This is a genomic window from Armatimonadota bacterium, from assembly GCA_035527535.1.
Lineage (GTDB): Bacteria > Armatimonadota > Hebobacteria.
Window position 1 is genome coordinate 37,791 of record DATLAK010000012.1, and the last position, 19,487, is coordinate 57,277.

Sequence of the window (19,487 nt, forward strand, 5' to 3'; positions counted from 1 at the left end):
CAACCGCCGCCGGGTGAGAGGGGAGCACAGGCCGATGCACGGCTCCATCCGTTTGGGCACCATCGCCGGGATCTCCATTGACCTGCACTTCACGTGGTTCATCATCTTCGCCGTGGTGGCGCTGGTGATTACCGCGGGTCTACCCGGGATCGCGCCCGGCATCCCGCCGGGCCTGCAGTGGGGGCTGGGGATCGGCGTTGCGCTCGTGTTCTTCGCCTCGCTGGTATTGCACGAACTCGCGCATTCGCTGGTTGCGAAGCGCCTGGGGATCGGCATCTCCGGCATCACCCTCTTCATCTTCGGCGGGGTCTCGCGCATGACGTCGGAGCCGAAGTCCGCCGGCGACGAGCTGAAGATGGCGATCGTCGGCCCCGCCACCAGCGCCCTGCTCGGCGTGGTCTTCCTCGCCCTGTGGGTGGCGGCCGTCGCCGCCGGCGCCGCGCCCGCGGTTCGGTTCGGCCTGCATTGGCTGGGCCTGATGAACCTCTTCCTCGCCGGATTCAACCTGCTGCCGGGGTTCCCCCTCGACGGCGGGCGGGTGCTGCGCGCGATTATCTGGTCCGCGACCGGCGACCTCCGCCATGCGACCTACATCGCATCCACGGCGGGGCAAGGCGTGGCCTATTCGCTCATGGCGGCGGGCATCCTGGCGTTGTTCGGGCGCATTCCACGCATTCCAGCGGCCAACGGCTGGCTGCTGCTCGTGGTCGGCTGGTTCCTGCTGGACGCGGCGCGCTCCAGCTATCAGCAGCAGGTGCTGCGGAGCGCGCTGTCGGGGGTGCGGGTGCGCGACATGATGACGCCCGAGGTGGTGACCGTGCCCCCGGATGTCAGCCTGCAGCAAGCGGTGGATGAGTATTTCCTGCGCCTCAACCACGCGGCGTTCCCGGTGACCGAGGGGCCTCACCTGGCGGGCATGTTGTCGCTGGCGCACGTGCGTCAGGTTCCACGTGAGCAGTGGGGGCACACGCGCGTCGCCGACGTCGTGGAGCGGCTCGATCAGTCGCATTTCGTGCGCCCCGGCGACGACGCGTGGGAGGCGCTGGCGGCCATGGCCGGCGCCGATCGCGGGCGGCTGCTGGTGGTGGAGGGGACGGAGCTGGTCGGCATCATCAGCCGCACCAACATCATGCGCTTCCTGCGCACCAAGATCGAGCTTGGGGTGTAACGCCGCCCTCGGCGCCGCGCGCAACACCAGCACCGATTCGCAGAAGTCCCCCGAGCGCCGCCGCGGCGCGGCCACGGACACCGGATGTTCGGCAGAGCCCCGCAGGCCCTCATGGGCGCGCCTCCTCGGGCTTGTGCGCTTTCCAGATGATGGTCGCGGGGACGATGCGCTGGCGCTGCGGGGCGTAGTGGCCACCCCAGTCCTGGCCGCTGCCGGACTCCACCGGCTCCGGCTCGATGATGTCCACCACCTCCAGCCCGGCGGCGCGCAGCCGCCGGAACCAGTCGCCGACGGTATGGCGGTACTCGCGCACCCGCGCGCCCAGCGGCTCGTCGCCGCGCTCCCACTCCCACTCGTCGGGGGCGCGGTCGTGGTAGCTGCTGGTGACCGTCATCTCGTCCTCGGCCAGGCACAGCCAGAACGGATGGCAGCAACTGAATACCAGCAGCCCGCCCGGCCGCAGCACCCGCGCGACCTCCGCCAGGCAGCGCCCGATGCGGCGCACATAGTTCAGTGCGTAGGCCGAGAAGACCACGTCCTGACTGCCCTCCGGGATAGCCGGCAGGTCCTCGATGTTGCCGCGCAGGAATGTCGCCGCGACGCCCTCGCGCCGCGCCAACTCGCGGGCGAACTCGATCTGCGCGTCGGAGATGTCAATCCCGGTCGCGACCGCCCCGCGCTTGGCGAAGGCGATGGCGCACTGGCCGCCGCCGCAGCCGATCTCCAGCACCCGCCGACCGCGCACCTCGCCGACCAGCTTGAGCTGATCTTCGTTCGGGCAGTGCGGGCCGTAGTGCGCGAAATCGGTGGGGATCTCGTAGTCCGCCTGATAGCCCGGCGAGATGCGGTTCCACGCCTGGCGCATATTGACGCGGTCAGTCATCGGTCATCTTTTCACCGGGCGGCAGCGACCGCCTACTCGAACAGGAAGTGCGCCAGCAGCCCGGCCAGGGGCGGGAAGATAAGGGTGCTGGCGATGCGTTTGAGGGTGATCTCGGGGCCGATGAGGGCGACCTCCATCGGCAGCCGCGCCACCGCCCACAGCGACCACGCGGTGACGAACGCGACGACGGTGCCGATGCCCGCCCCGGCCTTGTAGATAGCGGCGACGATGGGGAAGCTGACATAGGGCCCGCCCGGGGTGATGGCCCCGAACAGGCAGCCGAACCAGATGCCCCGTAGGCCCGCTTTGGCTCCCAGCCAGCGCCCGATGAGCTCCCGCGGCACCCATGCCTGCGCCAGCCCCGCGATCGCAAACGACAGCGCCAGCAGCGGCAGAATGCCGACGAACCCGCGCACCCCGCCTATCGCGGCCGGCCGCAGCACGGTCGGGCTGCGCCAGGCGGCTACCCCGTAGAGCGCTCCAGCGATGACCGCCATGACGGCGGTCGCCATCAGGATATCCCGGCTCATGGTGACTCCCCCGCGGTAGTGATCGAGTACGGCACGACCGTGCTCCGTCTTCCGTGCCCGGCAGCGACACTCCTGCGCGGGGAGCATGGTGCGGCAAGTGAACTCGAGTGGCCGAGAGGAAACGAGCGTGGCTGCCAGAAGAACGTTACAAATGCGGACCTCGGTGGGCGGGAAAAGCGCTTGATTGCATGGCACTTCACCCCGGACCTGCCTATTCCTGCCGAGCGCCGACCGTATCGCCCGCCGCTTGCTGCAGTGGGGCCATGCCCCCGTGCCCGCAGCAGACGCAGGAGGAACCCGATGCCCAGCCCGCTTCACGGCCTGCGCCCGCCTTATGTGCTGCCATCCAACATCGTTTACTTCCACGATTGGCGATATGTTGCCCCCGGCGCCTTCGCCTGGCATGGCCCCAATGGTGAGGGGGTCCCCATCTGGGGAACGGACCCCGTGCCTCCCATGCACCTCGAATACCAGGACCTGCCGCTGGGCGTTCACCTGGCGGCTCAGCCCGCTCGGAAGACGGAGCCGGTGCTGACCGCCGAGTCCGCGAGCGAGCTGTTCCTCTTCGGCGGCACCTGCATCCACGATGAGGGGCGCTACCGCCTCTGGTATGAGTGCTGGCCCGGAGAAGACATCGGCACCGATCGCATGGGCACGTTCAACCTGCTGCGGTACGCCGAATCGGACGATGGGGTGGACTGGAAGATGCCATCGCTCGGTGTGGTCGAGTATCGCGGCAGCCGCGGCAATAACGTTGTCTACGGCGCCCCCCTGACCCCCGATACCGGCTACCACGGCGGCAGTGTGTTCCGCGACCCTTCCGCTCCGGTTGGTGAGCGCTACAAGGCCTTCCACCTCGGTCGCGTCTCGCATGAGATCGTCGAGCGCTTCCGCACGCAGCGCCCGGACGCGGTTGACCCGTTCCACCTCCATGCGCCAAGAGTGCCGGCGCTGTTCGGTGGCGTGTCGCCCGACGGTCTGCGCTGGACGCCGCTGCCGGACCCCCTCGTGGTGCAGACCAGCGACACGCACAATGTCTGCACGTTCGACGAGGCGACCGGCAAGTACGTCGCCTATGTCCGCTCGTGGTTCTTCAACCGGCGCACTATCGGCCGCATGGAGACGGACGACTTCCGGCGATTCCCCTTGCCCGAGGAGCTGTTCTGGCCCAACGCCGCCGTCGCGCCATATGACACGTGGTACGCCAACGCGAAGACCATGATGCCCGGCACGACCGACTATCACGTCATGTTTCCGCTGCGCTGGAGCCTGCCCGACGACAGCTTCGAGTTCCACCTGGCGACCAGCCCGGACGGCATAGTGTGGAACTTCGTGCCCGGCGGGGCGGTGTGCCGGCCCGGCCCGCCGCGGGCATGGGACGCGGGCGTCGTGGCGCCCGGTCTGGGGCTGGTTCCATTGCCTGGCGACCGCATGGGAATACTGTTCGCCGGCACCCCGGTGCCCCACAAGCACCCCCGCCGGCCTCCCATGGGCGCGCTGGCCTGGGCATGGTGGCCAACCGGGCGACTGGTGGCACTGGAGGCACCGCTGGAGGGTTCCTTCGCGCTGTTCCCGCTGCGCTTTCGCGGCAGGACCGTGCGCCTGAACTTCAGCACCAAGACCGCCGGCTACGCCCTGGTCGAGGCGGTCGGCGCGGACGGCCACGTGCTGGCGGGGCGCGGCTTCGCCGAATGCGACCCTCTCAGCGGCGACGAGCTCGATAACATGGTGACGTGGAGGGGCGAAGCGGACCTCGGGCACGAGGAGGGTGCCGCCGTCAGACTGCGTTTCCGCCTGCGCGCGGCCCGGCTCTTCAGCGTCGCCTTCGCCTAGCGTGCGAGCCTCGTGCGCCTCCGGCGGGGCGAGGCGTCCACGCCGCTGCCGATCGATCCGCACCGGCGGATTGCGCGTCTGCTCTCGTCCCGGCGCCCCCCGGTGGAAGGGCGAGGCTCGCAACTCTCCGGCAGGACTTCGGCGAGCAGCGTCTGATCTTGTTCGGCGTACGGCAGAGCCGTGCAAGCAAACCCGTCACTGCGCAGGACTGCCGATCGCTGGCGTCACCAGCAGATGCCACGCGGCGGGGCCGGCGGACCCGCCTCGCTGGGCCGCACAAGTTGTCACGGCACCAATCACAGCAACCTGATAGACCGAGCTGCGGGCGAGATGCGACAGTGTGCGTATTGCGCCGCCAACCCAGGACGCGGGGGGACGAGACGCCAGCCCCCCACAGGGGCGCGGAAAATCTTCTTGCAGGAGATTTGTGGGGCGGCGTCTAACTCTCCGCAACGTACGGTAGAACGTACGTCAACCGCGTCACCTTGGAGGGCTGCTAACCGCCGGCGTCCCGGGCAGATCGTTACGGCACTAGTCACGGCAACCCGTCTGCCGGGCCCGCTGTCAGCCTGTTCGGACCCCACAGTCGCCCTTCCCTCTCTCCATACTCGCCACAAAGAGGCCGTCTTTTTCTGTTGCGCCACCCCCTGTCGTTGTGGAATATGTAACCGAACCAGGAGGGCGCACGACAGACGGCGACGGCGGCGCATGGAGGCCCCGGGCGCTCCTGAGTGGCCAGGGAGGTGATCGGGTAACATCTTATTGGATAGCTGCTAAGAAAAGCAGCGCGACGGGCGGACTCCGAGGTGGAGCCAGGGGCCCCCGACCGTGGGATGAGCAGAGGAACAGATGAAGGTTTGCGGCATATCGAGCTGGCCACCGCGGGCGTGCGGCATCGCCACCTACTTCACCGAGCAGAGCGATGCCATCCGCCGCCTGGGGCACTCGTTCGAGATGGTCTGCCACACCGACAGCGCGGGCGGCGGCGCTCGCGCACAGGTCCACCCCATCATTGACGTCCGCGATCCGCAGTGGCCTGCCAAGACCGCCGCCTATATCGCCGAGCGCACCGGCTGCGACGTCGTTCACCTGCAACACGAGTTCGGCCTCTACCAGGCCAGCGTCCACGAGAACGGCGAGCGCATCGTCGAGCTGGTGCGCGGGCTGCGCGAGCGCGGCCTGCCGGTGGTGGCGACCTACCACACGCTGATCGGACGCATGCGCGATGAGCACAAGGAGCATTACGCCGAGCTGATCCCGCTGACCAGCGTCTCGGTCGCCCACGCCCAATACCAGGTCGAGGGCCTCAAAGACAACATCGGCTACGTGCCCGACAACGTGCGCTACGTCGAGCACGGCGCGCAAGAGCTGCCGCCGGAGCGCGTCGCCGAGCTGCGGCGTCTGGGGCGCGAGCAGCTCGGCTTCGACGATCGCCCGGTGGTCATGCTCAACGGCTTCTTCGCCGACAACAAGGGCCATGAATACCTGGTCGCCCGCTGGGACGATATCTATCCGCAGCTGACCGATCAGCGCACCCTGCTGGCGGCGGTCGGCGGCATCCGCGTGCCCCAGCAGCAGGCCTACTACGACGATCTGGCGGCGATGGTGGCGCGCGCCCGGTCGCCGCAGAACGTGCGCCTCATCAGCAAGGTGTTCACCCCCGACCAGTTCCTGGCGAGCCTGGCGGCGGCGGATCTGCTGGTGGCGCCGTACAAGGACGCGAGCCAGTCGGGGGTGCTGGCGCACGCGGCGTCGGTGCACACCCCCTGCCTGGCGCGCGACCTGGAGGGACTGGGCGCCTTCTGCCGCGATGCCAACCAGGAGCTGATCCCCTTCACCGGCGACGTGGAGGCGGACATGGAGGTCATGGCCGAGCGCGTGGTCGCCGTCATGAACGACCTGGCGCGGCGCGAGCGCATGCGGCGCGACCTCGCCGTCTATGTCCACAACGTCATCTCGTGGGAGCGAGTGGCGGAGCGCTACGACGCCATCTACCGGGAGGCGCTGGCGCGCCCGCAGGGCGCGGGACCAAAGACATGAGCGAGCTGCGTTACAACCCGGTGAGCGATGACTGGGTGGTGGTGGCGACGGCGCGGGCGCAGCGGCCCGACGGGTTCGCCCACCGCGCTCGCCGCCAGCCGACGGAGTGCCCCTTCTGCGCCGGTCGGGAGCACTTGACCCCGCCCACGGTCTATTACGCCGGCGAAAACGGCGAGCGGGACTGGCGGGTGCGGGTGTTCGAGAACAAGTACCCGGCGTTCGCGCAGGATGGCAAGCCGGGCGTGCGCTGCGATGAGATCTACCGCGTGCTGCGGGGCAGCGGGCGCCACGAGGTGCTGGTACTGTCGCCGGATCACGACGCGCACGCGGGGGTGCTGCCGACGGCGCACATGCAGCGGGTGGCGCATGCCTATGTGGATCGCTACCGCGCCCTGAGCGAGCTCGACCATCTGCGCTACATCACCATCATCACCAACCAAGGCGAGGGCTCGGGGGCGACCCTCGAACATCCCCATTCCCAGCTCTTCGCCCTGCCCATAGTGCCGCGGGCGGTGCGCCGTGAGTGCACCAACGCCTTGCGACGCCACCGGCGTGCGGGCGAGTGCGTCACCTGCCGGGTGCTGCGCCACGAGGGCGACAGCGGCCGCCGCATGGTCTTCCGCAACCGCCACTTCGCGTGCTACATCCCCTATGCTTCCGCTTTTCCCTTCGAGCTGTCGGTGACGCCCGTGCGCCATATGGCCGGCTTCACCGACATGAGCGACGAGGAGGTGGACGCCTTCGGCGGGGCCATGCGCGAGGCCAGCCACCGCGTCTACGAGAAGCTCAACGATCCCCCCTACAACGCTTTCCTGCATTCGGCGCCGGTGCGCGAGCGGCAGCGCTTGGGGGAGGCTTTCCACTGGGACTGGCACATCCGGCCAGTCCTGACCACCCTGGGCGGTTTCGAGCACGCGACCGGCCTCATCATCAACGCCACCCGCCCCGAGGACTGCGCGCAGTTCCTGCGCGACGGCGCGGCCCCGGGCTCGACCTCCTGTGACTGCGCGCCCGCGGCCGCCGAGGGCCACCTCTGACGCCGCGCGGCCACCTTGCCGCTGCTCCCTTTGGGCGCAGGAGCGCAGAGGTTACGCCCGCCCGCCGCCGAATTGTCAGGGTGGCGAGGGGGACGCCTGCGTCATGCCTGACTTCATTACCTCCCTCAGCGTCAAATGGAAAGTCATCCTGCCGGTGGCCGTCATCCTGGTGGCGGCGTTCGCGGTCAGTGCGTACGTGCTGACCGACCTCGCGGCTCGCGACCTGGCGGCGAGCGCGGCGACGACCGCCGAGACGATGGAGGCGGCGGTGGACAGCAGCCTGCGTTACAGCATGGCGCATCGCCAGCACGCGATGGTGCGATCGCTGGTGGCGCGGTTGGCTCTGAGCGAGGGCGTGGACACGGTGCGCATCCTCGACGCCGAGGGCAAGACGTGGGCGCCGCCGACGGGCGACAGCGGGCGCGCCTCGCCGCAGGCGGCGCGCCACATCCGCGCGGCCGCGCGGCGGCCGCAGGGGAGAGAACGCTATCGCGACGCCGCCGGGACCCACCACCTGCTGTGGGCGGTGCGCTCCGAGCCGCGGTGCGCCGCCTGCCACGGCAAGCGCGAGGTGCTGGGCGGGATCGAGATCGCGGTGTCGGCGGCGGCGGCGCGGCGGCGCACCGAGCACGCGCTGCGGAGAATGCTGGGAGCGCAGGTCGCCGCCTTCGTGCTGGTGGTGCTGGCGATCGCCCTCGTCGTCCACGCGGCGGTCCACTATCCCATCGCGCGGCTGATCCGCACCATGGGCCGCGTCGAGCGCGGTGACCTCTCGGCGCGGGCGCGGGTGCGCGCCCACGACGAGATCGGGCGCCTGCGCGAGCGCTTCAACCACATGGTGCAGCAAATCGCCGCCCAGAACCTTGAGCTCGCGCGCGCCCAGCAGCAGCTCGCGCAGAGCGAGAGGCTGGCCTCCATCGGCCTACTGGCAGCGGGGGTGGCGCACGAGATCAACAATCCCCTGGCCACCATCTCGATGGCTGCGGAAAGCTTGCACGAGTCCGCCGCCGACGAACGCGAGCGCAATCTGGCGCGCGCGGTCTCCGACCAGGCGGGTCGCATCTCCGAGATCGTGGGGCAACTGCTGAGTTTCGACTACTCGCGCCCACCCGCCCTCGCAGCCGCCGATGTGCGCGACGTGATGGAGGAGGCGCTGGCGTCGGTGCCCATGGGCGAGGTGCGCATCTCGCGCTACTACGAACCGCACGTGCCGCGGGTGCGCATGGAGCGCGATCGCCTGCGCGAGGCCTTCGCCAACATCGTGCGCAATGCGCTCGACGCCATGGGCGGAAGGGGCGAGCTAGCAGTCACGGTGGGTCACTGCGGCGGCGAGGTCGAGGTCTCCATCACTGACACCGGGCCGGGTATTCCGCCGGATCATCGGGGACGCGTCTTCGACCCCTTCTTCACCACCAAGGAGGTAGGCGAAGGCACCGGCCTCGGCCTCGCCATCGCCTACCAGGTGGTAAGGATGCACCAAGGGGAGATCTACGTGCGGAGTCCGGCAGCGGCGCCGGGTGCGGACGCCGGCGCGCGCTTCGTCATTCGGCTGCCGGCCGCCGGCAGGAGCGAGGATGAAACCAGGGCTTGACATCCTGGTGGTGGACGACGACAAGGCACTGCTGGAGGTGCTGCGCTCGGTGCTGGAGGGAGAGGGGCATCGCGTGGAGATCGTGCCCTCCGCCTACGAGGCTCTGCCGCGCCTGGAGCAGGCGCGCTACGATCTGGTGTTCGTGGACCTCAAGATGCGCCGCATGGACGGCATGGAATTGCTGGAGCACGAGTGCCTGCAGCGGCGGGGGACGCGCATGGTTATCATGACCGCCTACCCGACGGTGGAGACCGCGGTGCACGCGCTGCGCCAGGGGGCGTTTGACTACCTGGTGAAACCGTTCAAGCTCGCCGAGCTGCGCGCGCTCGTGGAGCGGGCGGGCGCCGCCGCGCAGGAGGCCGGCTGATGCCGCAGCGCAAGTGGTCGCGGGAGTTGATCATCACGCGCATTCGCGCGCTGCGGGCGCAGGGCTCGGACCTCACCCCCGGCATGGTTAGCGCGCGCGACGGGCCGCTGGTGAGCGCGGCGGAACGCTACTTCGGGAGCTGGCCAGCGGCGGTGGCGGCGGCCGGGGTTGACTACGCACAGGTGCGCGCCAGCGGCCGGCAGCGCCGCCGCTGGCGCATCAGCAAGTGGTCGTGTGAGAAGATCGTGGCGGAGATCTCACGGCTGCACCGGGCAGGAGAGGGCCTGAGCTGGGCGGTCGCCGAGCGCAAGTATCCGCAGTTGTGCGCCGCGGCGGCGAAGAAGTGCTACTTCGGGAGTTGGCGCGCCGCGCTGGAGGCGGCCGGCCTCGACTACGACGAGATCAAGGCACGGGCGCGCGAGGCGCGACGCTGGCGCGCGCGCTGGCACCGGGAACTCACTGGCGTCGAAGAGCCAGGCGCGTCTGCGCCGGCCGCCCCGCGGCGCGCGGGCCGGCGCCGGGAAACGGCCGCGCCCACCGCGCCTGCCGGGTGGGAGCGCCAGTTGCTGCGGGAGAAAGCCGCCGAAGAGACGGAAAAGCACGCGCAGCGGTCGGAAAAGTAGGCCGCAGGCTGAATGCTAGTATTCATCCGTCTCCGCCACCGTGCGCCGCAGGCTGCCGATCATCCACCCGATGTTGAGCCCCGCCCAGACGAAATTACCGCCGAAAATCAGGAATGCGAGGCGCACTTCGGGGTAGATGAAGGAAAAGGCGGCGGTGAGCACGGCGGTGACGCCCAGCGCGAGCACGATCGAGGCCGAGGCGTGCTCGTCGAGGGAGGCGGTAATCGCATAGAACGGGAGCGCCACCCAGAAGCATACCAGGCCCGGCAGCAGCACGAACACCGCGACCGGGGCCGTCTGGACGCCGTATGCCGCAACCGAGTATGAGATCATCTCATCGTCGTAGGGGGCCAGCAGGTCGGTGGCGGCTAGGGCAAGCCCGGCCAGGACGCCGTCCAGAGCGGCGATGGCGAGCATCTGCCCGGGGATGCCGAAGAACAGCGCCGGCCCCCGTCCGGCGCGCAGCACCAGCACCGACAGCTCGATGAAGACGGCGACGGCGCCCAGCATGATCCACACCTGCAGCGACCGATGCCAGTGGCCCGGTACATCGTCCGTTGCGCGCGCGACGCGACGGCCCTCGCGCAGGGCGGTGGCCTCCTCCAGCAGTTGCCAGTAGCGGCGATTGTCAGGATCGAACTGGATGGCGTAGTTGTACATCGAGATGGATTCGCCGTACTTGCCCTGCAGGCGCAGGATGTCGCCGAGCAGGCCATAGCCCCGAGCGCTGTGCGGGTTCTCCTCCAGCGCCTCCTTGGCCAGCCGGGCCGCCGCCTTGAACTGGCGCCGCGCGACGCCGGCCTCGGCGGCGAGCAGGATCTGGTCCGCGCGCGAGAGGCGGGAGTAGAGATCAGGCATCTCCAGGGGCGCGCCGCGGCTGGCGCGCACCACCCGGGTGTATTCCGCCCGCCGCGGCGAATCCAGCACCAGATAGGCCCGCACCAGGCGCAGAAAGGCGTCATCCTCCAGCAGGGCCTGGGGCTCGAGATCGGGCTGGTATCTCCGCACCAGTTGGCGATAGCGGGTGCGCACTTGGCTCGGCGGCGCGTCATAGGGCAGCCCGAGCACATCGTATGCCGACTGCGTTCCGCGCATGGACGCTGTGCCTCCCCGGCACCCTATTGTAGCAATGCTGCTGCGCCAAAGCAAGCAGTCACGCTCGCGAAGAGGGTACGCAAAGAGGGCTTGACACAGACGGGCACGATGGGCTAGAGTCTTACGTAGTCTGTAGAGGGCACGCGGAGCGGAAATAGCTCAGTTGGTAGAGCATCAGCTTCCCAAGCTGAGGGTCGCGGGTTCGAATCCCGTTTTCCGCTCCATAAACGTCTGTCGGCCCTGGCCGGGCGATCCGACAGACCACTGGTTCGCGGGGCGGTGCCGTGGCGGCGTAGCCAAGTGGTAAGGCAGGAGTCTGCAAAACTCTTATACACCGGTTCAATTCCGGTCGCCGCCTCCACACGTTGTACAGTATTAGCCGGCAGTTTCACCCTCACTTCGAGCTCGCGCTGGTCAGGATAGAGCGTCACTCCGTCCAGGAACCGACGCGCCAGCTCCCGCTTCTCTTCGTTCGTTGCCTCGGACATCAGGGCAACAACATCGGCCAGAGAGCGCCGGAGTTCTGCCTCGTCCACTCGCGGCGGCGCGGCCGGCCCCACCGTGCTGCCACCCGTCGCGAGCGCTGCTTCTCGCTCTCGCCCAAGCTCGTCCAGCCTATGATTCGCCCAGGCGACATCTTTGAGCCCGCCCTCCAGCGCAGCCCGCACGTTAGCTATCTTCTCGTCAATCTGCTGGAGCCGTTTCCGCGCCGCGGATGCGGCCTTCCCGCCGCGCTCTTCCCATTCCTTTCGCAGGCCGTCATTCAGCTTGGCCAGCACACGCTTGCCCCGGGCGCTGGCCACCATATCCGCGAGTTCCTTGACGCTCTCCCACGTGGCTGTTTCGACCACTTGCTTCTCGACGAACATGCTGGACCCGCAGCCCAGCCCCCGGCGATACTTGGCAGCGCCGCAGACATAGCCGTCGCGGCCACGATCCGTGTGCCCCGTCATGCTTGCGCCGCACCTGGCGCATCCGAACAATCCGCCCGACAGAACGAACCGGCTGCCCTGCGACTTGACACGTGACATCCCCGCCGAGCGACTGCCATGAGCCGCCAATGCCTGCTTCCGGGCGCTGAGAGCAGCGTTGGCCTCGTCCTCGCTGATGACCGGCAGATGCACGTTCGGGACAATCTCCCACTCGCTGGGCTGATTCCACTTCTGCCGCCGCTCGTGCGGATGATGGAGGTGTTCGAGGCGCAGTCGGCGTAGGCATACTGCACCAGTCCGCAGCAAGCACCGGCGAACCGCCTTTCCCTACTGAGGAGGGCGGTTCGTCGGCATTTCTCCTACCTGCTGGCGACCAATATAGTCGAGTTCGCCGTGGTAGATCATCGTCCGGTAGTGCTGGGCGCGTTCCCTGGCCTTCAGCACCAACGGCACCGACACTGCAAGGCAACCCAGCGCGACCACTGCGGTGAGTGGAACCGCCACTGCCGCCAGCGTGCCGACGTAGTGTCGCCCAAACCCCGGCACGCCGTTGCGCATCCCGGCCCGGCGCCGGAGCCGCCATGTTACCACCAGCGTGCTCACCACCAGCAGCCCCAACGCCATGACCGGCGCCGGCCTGAGCCAGTCCAACTCGTAATCGTCATTTGAGAGACCCGGCAGCGGCCTACCGGGGCGCCACCCAGCATGTGCCGCCGCGATGGCGAGCGGTCCTACAAGGCACGCAACTATCAGTAACGCCCACTTCCATCGCGCCCAGATAATCGGCCGCGGCCGCCTTCGCAGAACTACCAGCGCAAGGGACGCGAGCCCGCACACCGCCGCCAGGATCATCGCGGCGGCGAGGGCGAAAAGCGCCTGGCGAAATCCCAACATTAGCCTCAACAGGATCGTTACTTCGGCGGCGTCGCGGCCTACAACGCGACTCAAGAGATCTTGGCGGGCAGGATACGCACGACCGAACGATACGATGCGCTCGGCTAGCTCGGCGCGGCCATGCGCGCGCAGATACCGAACGGTCTTATCTAGCCTCGCTTTTCTCAAAGCCAGATTCCACGGTTGGGTTCTCTCGCCGCTTTCGCGGGGTTTCGGCTTGGGCAGTCCCTTGGTCGCGGCCGCGCTCTCTGCAGGTGTAAGCGGCTCGCTGGAACCGATCGCCCAGACAGCGCGTCCATCAAAAACCTCAATACTGGTGTACCCCTCGGCCATCATCAGCTCGCCCAGGTGCATCACCGACTCGCGCAGGAAGATCGCGCGCTTGGCATCCCCTCCTCTTTCCGCGAGCACAGCCATCCCCGTCACTACCCTCGCCAGATCGCGCAGGGATTTGCGGGGCACGAACGTACACACACGCGCGAACATCGCCGCCTCAAGCGGAGGCATCCTGCGCGCGTTAGCCTTGTAACGGGCGATGCAGGTCTCGCGCTCGCCGATGCTCCAGTGGTTCTTGCGCATGGCCGAACGGAGCAGCCCCAGGGCATCATCGTCGCGGTGCTCGGCCAGCGCGAGATAGGCGAGCAGATAGTCCGGGGCGGCGTTCGTCGGGTCGAGGGCGCGTGCCTCTTGCAGCACGGTTCGCGCGGTGGTTGCGGCCTCTTGCCGCTGGCGGCGAGTAAACTGAGTGCCCGCGTAATAGGTACGCTGTCCGGACGCTGCCAACTCCCGTGGCTGATCCAGGGGCACGGCTGAGACCATCCCGTAACCGAGCAGTAGGTAGGCCGCCGCCCAGTCCGGCTTAAGCTTGAACAGCGGTCGGTAGGCCTTGACATCCGGCAGCTTGGGGCCGTAGTAGGGCGTCCAAGCCGCGGCGAGTGCCAGCAGCGCGTCGGGGTCCCATGGCCGCTCCCTTGCCTGCTGCCCGACGTTCGCGTGGAAATCGACGTTCTTGATCGCCGACCGCACCCGGTCGCGCTCGGCTGGCACCGCTGCCAGCACCACCAGCGCCGCCGCGATCACGACCAGTGAAACCGAGGTGATGGATATGTGCCTGTTCATGGCACCCCCCATTAGCCCGGGATTCCCATGGCGACCCGCCTCTTGTGCTTCTGGGTGAGAATTTCCATCGCTCCGGCCTGGCTTCCTGCTGCCAGCCGGGTGGCAGCCTGGCCGTGTGCCCTAATCTGAGGCGAGGATGAATCAGTGCCTGAACCCATTCCCCGGCAGGTCGGCCACCTGCTGGCGCAGGTCGTCGGCATCCATATGCGTGTAGCGCTGGGTGGTGGTCACGCTGGAGTGGCCCAGTAGCTCCTGCACAGCGCGCAGGTTGGGCCGCGCGCGCAGGGCGTGGGTGGCGAAGGTGTGACGCAGCAGGTGCGGTCCCGAGCGGTCGGTGATGCCGACGCGCCGCAGGTAGCGATTGACCAGTAGGGCCACTCCCCGCACCGAGAAGCGCTCCCCGCTGCGGTTGAGGAACAGAGCCGGGTTATCGTCTTCGCGGCAGGCGAGGTAATCCTCCAGCGTATGGCGGGCATGGGCGTTGACGGGCACCCAGCGCATCCGCATACCCTTGCCCACCAGTTGCACCTGGCCCCAGCCGTCGGCGGGAAGCTGGACGTCGCTGCGGTCGAGCGCGCACAGCTCGCCGACTCGCAGTCCGGTGTTGTAGAGGAAGCTCAGCAGCGCCAGGTCGCGCACCCCGGTCGGAGTGTCAGTCCGCGGCTCGGCCAGCAGGGAATCCACCTCTTCCACGGTCAGATGCTTGGGCGCCAGGCTCGGCCCCACGCGGATGGAGCGCAAGCTCATGGCGGGGCTGGAATCGAGCACTCGATTATCCACCAGGAAGTTGAAGAAAGACCGCGTGGCGGCGATGGCGTGGTTGATGCTGGAGGGCGCGCGCCCGGCCTGCTGCTGGGCGCGGAAATGCTCACGCAAATCCGCAGGGTGCACCTGGTCAAGGCGAGTCGGCAGCGCCACCAGCAACGGCTCCAGATCCCGGCGATACGAGCGCACCGAATGCGGTGACCGCCCCTCCAGCGCCAGCGCATCCAGGAACTCGCCCAGCAGCGAGCGAGTCGGCCGCTTGCCCCCTCCCTTCCCCGTACCTATCTTCCCCGATCCTCCCTTGGTCATCCTACCCTCCTATCACGCGTGGCGTGCATCCGATAAGTGTATAGGGCGGATGTTCAGCCAACCTGTCAAGGCCAAGGGCAGGCGATAATGTGGGGGGCCACGAGTGGCGCGAGCGTTGGCGGGTGACATCCACCGCTGCCCGGCGGCGGCGGGCAACCGCCCTTATCCTCTCGGCTCCGGCAATGAACCAGTTGCCTGGCTCCTACAACTGACCCTATGGAGAGTCCGACCGTATCGAGTCCACCAGGTGGTTGAGAGACCCCGGCTCAGGAATCTCTGCGCTGGGTTCAGAAAAGCCGGCCCGGCAGCCGGGGGCGCCTGGCCCCGGATTTCCCGAGGGAGCCGACGCGGTACCAGGCAGGAGGTGAGCGGCAGCGGGGCCAAGAATAGAGTATATGTGGTGTTTGCCGGTAGCATATAGACTGGCGGAAGGAAGGGCTCTATGTTCAGGTTCACCGTGGTGGGTATCGTGTTGGCGCTGACTGTGGGGGCGAGCACCGGGTGGGGAGCGGCCCCGCCCGAGAAGTGGCGATTCACGGGGGGCAGCGGGCTGATCACCCTGGCTGACATAGACGGCGACGGCCAACCCGAGATCCTCTTTGCCACCGAGGCCAGCGGCTCGATCTTTTGTGTGGACGGCCAGGGCAAGCTGCGCTTCCAACACCGGGAGCAGCAGAGGATCCGCTATATCTGCTACGTGTCGGCGGCGGACCTCGACGGTGACGGGCGCGTGGAGGTGATCGCAGTCGGGCGCGAGCGGCGCGCGATCTGCCTGACCTCGGAGGGCAAGCTGAGGTGGCGGCGGTGGCTGCCGACGGCGGGGGTGTACCACGGGGGTGCGGTGATAGCCGATGTGACCGGGGAGGGGCGGTCGGAGATGTTCTTCGGGGTTGATGGCGGCCACCTGTACTGCCTGGATGCCGATGGGAACGTGGTGTGGCTGTTCCTCGCCGTGGGGGACTATGGCGATCCGCCGGTGGTAGGCGATGTGAACGGCGACGGCCAGCCCGAGATCCTGGTGGGCTCCCCCGACAAGCACCTCTATTGCATTGACCGCCGCGGGAACCAGGTGTGGGCCAGCGAGGCGAATGGAGAATGCGGCTCGGGGCCGGTGCTGGCGGACCTCGAGGGAGACGGCCGGGTGGAGGTGCTCTACGGCTCCAATGACGGCACGCTGCACTGCGTGTCGGGCGCCGATGGGGCGCCGGTGTGGGAGTTCAAGGTGGGCACGGTCATCCGCACCTCCATTTCCGTGGCCGACCTCAATGGCGACGATGAGCTGGAGGTGCTGGTGGGGTGCATGGACGCGCTGCGGTGCCTGAGCTCCTCGGGCAAGCTGCTGTGGCAGTTCACGCCCAAGGGCGGCCAGCTGGGCGCGTACGACTGCACGCCGGTGGTGGGGGATGTCAACGGCGACGGCAAGCCGGAGGTAGTCGTCGGCGGCAACGGGCACCTTTACTGCGTGGATGCCGCCGGGCACGAGCTGTGGGAGCTGGGCGGCGGCATCGGCTCCACGCCCGCCCTGGGGGATGTGGACGGCGACGGTAAGCTGGAGATCGTGTGCGGCGGCGAAGACGGGGTCGTGTGCCTTGCCACCGGCGCGCCCTACCGTCCGCAGTCCATTCTGTGGGGTCAGACGCGCTTAAACGCCAACATCAACGCGTCTCTGCTCAAGCCGGGGCCGACGCCGCAGCAGCGGATCGTCACCACCTACAAGGAGACGCGCGCCCCGCGCTTCCACGTTTCCATCATCGCGCAGCGCGAATACCCGTCTTACGCCGCCATAGGCGACATGGAGGTCTACCTGGACAGCCTGGCCCCGGAATCGCTGGACGAGAAGACCCTGGTGGTGCAAGTCGAGGGCGCCGAGCGGCCCATATTCTCCTCCCGGTGTGAGGTGGGGGGGCGCCACACCATAGTCGAGCACGTGCCCTTGGGGACCCTGCTCAAAGACGAGCCGGGATGCCGGATGCAGGCGCGCATCGAGGACGCCCAGGGCAAGATGCTGGCGCAGGCGCAGCTGGAGCTGGAGCGGGTGACGCCCGAGCCGCTGCTCAAGGAAGCGGGGACCCTGGACAAGGAGCTGGACCAGATGGCGGCCCAGCTCGGCGACCCCCCGCTCAACTCGCCGGCCGAGTTCACGCGGCGCCTGGTCGCGGTCGGCAAGTACTACGTGGAGTGGGCGCGCGACGACGTCAAGGCAACGCGCCTGGGCGATGCGCGGGCGCGCCTCCTCGGCCTCCGGCTTGGCCTGTCCGATCTCGCCAAGCGCGTACAAGCCGCCACGGAGCCCGCTGCTCGCCAGGCGCAGGATTACCCCGGCTACCGCAAGGGCCACATCGGCTTCGACGCGGGGACGGCGCTGCTGATAGACGGCAAGCCGACCTTTCCGGTGGGCATCTACAACGCGGGGCCCTCCCCCCAGGAGGTCGCCGACGTTGCGCAGATGGGCTTCGACGTGACCTTCACCGGTGGGGGGCCTGACTTCTGGCGCGCGTGCGCGGACCACGGGGTGTATGCGGTCGTGGGCATGGCTATGGAGGCGCTGGCGGATTTCCAGGTGGTCCTGGCGTCAATGCCCACGATCGAGACGATCTCGCGCGAGAAGGCGCTGCTGGCGTGGTATGTGGCGGACGAGCCTTCGCACCGCGAGGTGCCGGTGGAGACCATGAGGCGTATCTGCCAGGCGGTGCGCATGCTCGACCCCTATCACCCGACGCTGATCTGTGACGGCAGTCCCGCCGGCGGCTCGCGCTACACCGCCGTGGCCGACATCGCGCTGCCCGCGTTCTACCCCTTCTGGCACCTCGGGGAAGACGCGCGCGAGGTGGCGGACCGCATGGACGAGGCGGTCCAGGAAAACCAGGGGCGCATCCCAACCTGGTTCGTGGTGCAGGCGTTCACCGGGCGTTCGATGCCCTTCGCTACTCCCGCCGAAGAGCGAGCGATGGCCTTCCTGGTCATCATCCACGGCGGGCGGGGGGTGCACTATTTCCGCTACCAGGATCCCAAGGGGCCGGGGGCCGGCGGGGACACCTACATCGCGTCCCACGACGACCCGGCGCTGTGGGCGGGCATCCAGCGCGATCTCAAGGACATGAAGGCGCTGGAGCCGTACCTGGTCGCCGCGTATCGGCGCACGGAGGTGCTGCGCGAGGGCGAGCGGCGCCTCGACTTCTGTGTCATCAAGCGTGACGGGGAGCTCCTGGTCATCGCCTGCAATCCTACCTACAGCGCCGCGCGGTGGAAGCTGGCGCCGCGCGAGCTGGCCAAGGCCTCGGGCACCGCCCAGGTGGTGTTGGAGAAGCGCGCGGTTGCGCTGAAGGAAGGCGTCATCGAGGACGAGTTCCAGCCGCAGCAGGTGCACGTCTACCTCTGCAAGCCGTAGGGCGCGGCCTGCGGCCGGTTCGCCATTACCGTGGCGGTTGAATGACATCCTCTGCATTTCGGTGAGAGGCGATGGGCGCGCCAACCTCGTGCAGGGATGTTCAGCGCTGATGGACGCAAACAGGACGGATGTGCTTCAGGACGCCTACGACCAGATCATGCAGAGAGGCGAACAACGTCGCTCCGTCGAGTTGCCGACTCTCGTTCTACAGCGTCCTGGTCGCGGCTATCGGTGGTGTTCTCCTGGGGAATGGCGAACCGCGGTGAGGTTGCCAGAGGTCGCTTGCCGGATAGCAGTCGCATTTGTGGTACCACTGGTTGTCCACCGACGAGGCACACACGCGCCGACAGCGCCGCGAACGGCCGGAGGGCGAGGCATAGCCGCAGGCCGCGGCCGAAAGTGGCTACGTCGCTCCGCGACCGCCATGGCGGCCCGAGGGGCCTAGCCACGCCACACAGGGGCACCCCCTTCGCCGAGGCTATGGGGGGCAGGCGTGGCGCGCCGCCTGCCCCATCACAGGGTCGGATTGGATCTCGAGCACAAATCACCTTGGGGGAACGACGATGGTGCGAATGACGCGGATTGCCGTCATTACCCTCGTCGCGTGCGCGCTGGGACTGGCGATGGTGCTTATCTGCGGGGGAAGTGCATTGGCCGCGCCCGACCCCGCGATCCAGCGCTTCGTATCCCAAGGAAAGACTCGATGCCGCGCTGAATCTGAGATGAGTTTCTCGACAACACGGGCTGTTCAAGCCAACCAGAGCCCGGCCGGCCTGCCTCGAGGTGGTCTCGCGGGCGCGTGACCGATACACCCGGTCGCAGGGCGGTGCGTCAGTCTTCGAGGTACGGCTGGACCTGGATGAAGTTGAACATCAACTCATGGCCTGGGGGGCCGCCCGGGTCGGATTCGCCC

General features: G+C 68.2%; 13 protein-coding genes and 2 tRNA genes. 10 read left to right on the plus strand and 5 right to left on the minus strand.

Annotation, left to right across the window (positions count from 1 at the left end):
* Window positions 1-34: 34 nt before the first annotated feature.
* Window positions 35-1,168 (plus strand): site-2 protease family protein, encoded by a 1,134-nt coding sequence (locus tag VM221_00560; GenBank protein HUT73310.1) that lies wholly within the window; start codon window positions 35-37, stop codon window positions 1,166-1,168.
* A 109-nt stretch (window positions 1,169-1,277) separates the two neighbouring features.
* On the opposite strand, the gene VM221_00565 is transcribed toward VM221_00560, so the two are convergent.
* Window positions 1,278-2,051, minus strand: coding sequence for a methyltransferase domain-containing protein (locus VM221_00565; GenBank protein ID HUT73311.1), 774 nt, complete (start codon window positions 2,049-2,051; stop codon window positions 1,278-1,280).
* Between the two features lie 32 nt (window positions 2,052-2,083).
* The gene (locus tag VM221_00570; GenBank protein ID HUT73312.1) at window positions 2,084-2,581 is read right to left on the minus strand and encodes a permease; all 498 of its coding nucleotides are present in this window, start codon (window positions 2,579-2,581) and stop codon (window positions 2,084-2,086) included.
* Between the two features lie 300 nt (window positions 2,582-2,881).
* Here VM221_00570 and VM221_00575 point away from each other — a divergent pair, with 300 nt between their 5' ends.
* The 6 genes from VM221_00575 to VM221_00600 all read left to right on the plus strand — a co-directional run bounded on the left by VM221_00575 (window position 2,882) and on the right by VM221_00600 (window position 10,072).
* A complete protein-coding gene (locus tag VM221_00575) occupies window positions 2,882-4,414 on the plus strand; it encodes a hypothetical protein (GenBank protein HUT73313.1) in 1,533 nt (510 codons plus the stop codon).
* Window positions 4,415-5,263: 849 nt separating this feature from the next.
* Window positions 5,264-6,454: a glycosyltransferase gene (locus VM221_00580; protein HUT73314.1), complete on the plus strand. Its 1,191-nt coding sequence runs from the start codon at window positions 5,264-5,266 to the stop codon at window positions 6,452-6,454.
* A complete protein-coding gene (galT, locus tag VM221_00585; GenBank protein HUT73315.1) occupies window positions 6,451-7,491 on the plus strand; it encodes a galactose-1-phosphate uridylyltransferase in 1,041 nt (346 codons plus the stop codon). The genes VM221_00580 and galT overlap by 4 nt, the downstream gene beginning before the upstream one ends.
* A gap of 103 nt (window positions 7,492-7,594) precedes the next feature.
* Complete coding sequence (locus VM221_00590) at window positions 7,595-9,082, plus strand: ATP-binding protein (protein HUT73316.1); 1,488 nt, start codon at window positions 7,595-7,597, stop codon at window positions 9,080-9,082.
* On the plus strand, window positions 9,066-9,449 hold the full coding sequence (locus VM221_00595) for a response regulator (GenBank protein HUT73317.1): 384 nt from the start codon (window positions 9,066-9,068) through the stop codon (window positions 9,447-9,449). The genes VM221_00590 and VM221_00595 overlap by 17 nt, the downstream gene beginning before the upstream one ends.
* Complete coding sequence (locus VM221_00600; protein ID HUT73318.1) at window positions 9,449-10,072, plus strand: hypothetical protein; 624 nt, start codon at window positions 9,449-9,451, stop codon at window positions 10,070-10,072. Before VM221_00595 ends, VM221_00600 begins: the two co-directional genes overlap by 1 nt.
* Before the next feature lie 15 nt (window positions 10,073-10,087).
* Here VM221_00600 and VM221_00605 read toward each other — a convergent pair whose 3' ends face one another.
* Window positions 10,088-11,167: a DnaJ domain-containing protein gene (locus VM221_00605; GenBank protein ID HUT73319.1), complete on the minus strand. Its 1,080-nt coding sequence runs from the start codon at window positions 11,165-11,167 to the stop codon at window positions 10,088-10,090.
* 148 nt (window positions 11,168-11,315) lie between these two features.
* Here VM221_00605 and VM221_00610 point away from each other — a divergent pair.
* Both VM221_00610 and VM221_00615 read left to right on the plus strand, forming a co-directional pair.
* A tRNA-Gly gene (locus VM221_00610) sits at window positions 11,316-11,391 on the plus strand.
* A gap of 62 nt (window positions 11,392-11,453) precedes the next feature.
* Window positions 11,454-11,528 (plus strand) — tRNA-Cys (locus VM221_00615).
* Between the two features lie 898 nt (window positions 11,529-12,426).
* On the opposite strand, the gene VM221_00620 is transcribed toward VM221_00615, so the two are convergent.
* Window positions 12,427-14,124 (minus strand): hypothetical protein, encoded by a 1,698-nt coding sequence (locus VM221_00620; protein HUT73320.1) that lies wholly within the window; start codon window positions 14,122-14,124, stop codon window positions 12,427-12,429.
* A gap of 129 nt (window positions 14,125-14,253) precedes the next feature.
* A complete protein-coding gene (locus VM221_00625) occupies window positions 14,254-15,186 on the minus strand; it encodes a tyrosine-type recombinase/integrase (GenBank protein HUT73321.1) in 933 nt (310 codons plus the stop codon).
* A 442-nt stretch (window positions 15,187-15,628) separates the two neighbouring features.
* Between VM221_00625 and VM221_00630 the strand changes: the two genes are divergently transcribed.
* Window positions 15,629-18,574 carry an FG-GAP-like repeat-containing protein gene (locus tag VM221_00630; GenBank protein HUT73322.1) on the plus strand — a complete coding sequence of 982 codons (2,946 nt, stop codon included), beginning with the start codon at window positions 15,629-15,631 and terminating at the stop codon, window positions 18,572-18,574.
* Window positions 18,575-19,487: the final 913 nt, after the last annotated feature.

Excerpts from the sequence above, each read along its gene's own strand:
- VM221_00620 (HUT73320.1), bottom strand. The coding sequence starts at position 14,124 with ATGGGGGGTGCCATGAACAGGCACATATCCATCACCTCGGTTTCACTG.
- VM221_00600 (HUT73318.1), top strand. The coding sequence starts at position 9,449 with ATGCCGCAGCGCAAGTGGTCGCGGGAGTTGATCATCACGCGCATTCGC.
- VM221_00580 (HUT73314.1), top strand. The coding sequence starts at position 5,264 with ATGAAGGTTTGCGGCATATCGAGCTGGCCACCGCGGGCGTGCGGCATC.
- VM221_00565 (HUT73311.1), bottom strand. The coding sequence starts at position 2,051 with ATGACTGACCGCGTCAATATGCGCCAGGCGTGGAACCGCATCTCGCCG.
- VM221_00630 (HUT73322.1), top strand. The coding sequence starts at position 15,629 with ATGTTCAGGTTCACCGTGGTGGGTATCGTGTTGGCGCTGACTGTGGGG.
- VM221_00605 (HUT73319.1), bottom strand. The coding sequence starts at position 11,167 with ATGCGCGGAACGCAGTCGGCATACGATGTGCTCGGGCTGCCCTATGAC.
- VM221_00595 (HUT73317.1), top strand. The coding sequence starts at position 9,066 with ATGAAACCAGGGCTTGACATCCTGGTGGTGGACGACGACAAGGCACTG.
- VM221_00590 (HUT73316.1), top strand. The coding sequence starts at position 7,595 with ATGCCTGACTTCATTACCTCCCTCAGCGTCAAATGGAAAGTCATCCTG.
- VM221_00570 (HUT73312.1), bottom strand. The coding sequence starts at position 2,581 with ATGAGCCGGGATATCCTGATGGCGACCGCCGTCATGGCGGTCATCGCT.
- VM221_00560 (HUT73310.1), top strand. The coding sequence starts at position 35 with ATGCACGGCTCCATCCGTTTGGGCACCATCGCCGGGATCTCCATTGAC.
- galT (HUT73315.1), top strand. The coding sequence starts at position 6,451 with ATGAGCGAGCTGCGTTACAACCCGGTGAGCGATGACTGGGTGGTGGTG.
- VM221_00575 (HUT73313.1), top strand. The coding sequence starts at position 2,882 with ATGCCCAGCCCGCTTCACGGCCTGCGCCCGCCTTATGTGCTGCCATCC.
- VM221_00625 (HUT73321.1), bottom strand. The coding sequence starts at position 15,186 with ATGACCAAGGGAGGATCGGGGAAGATAGGTACGGGGAAGGGAGGGGGC.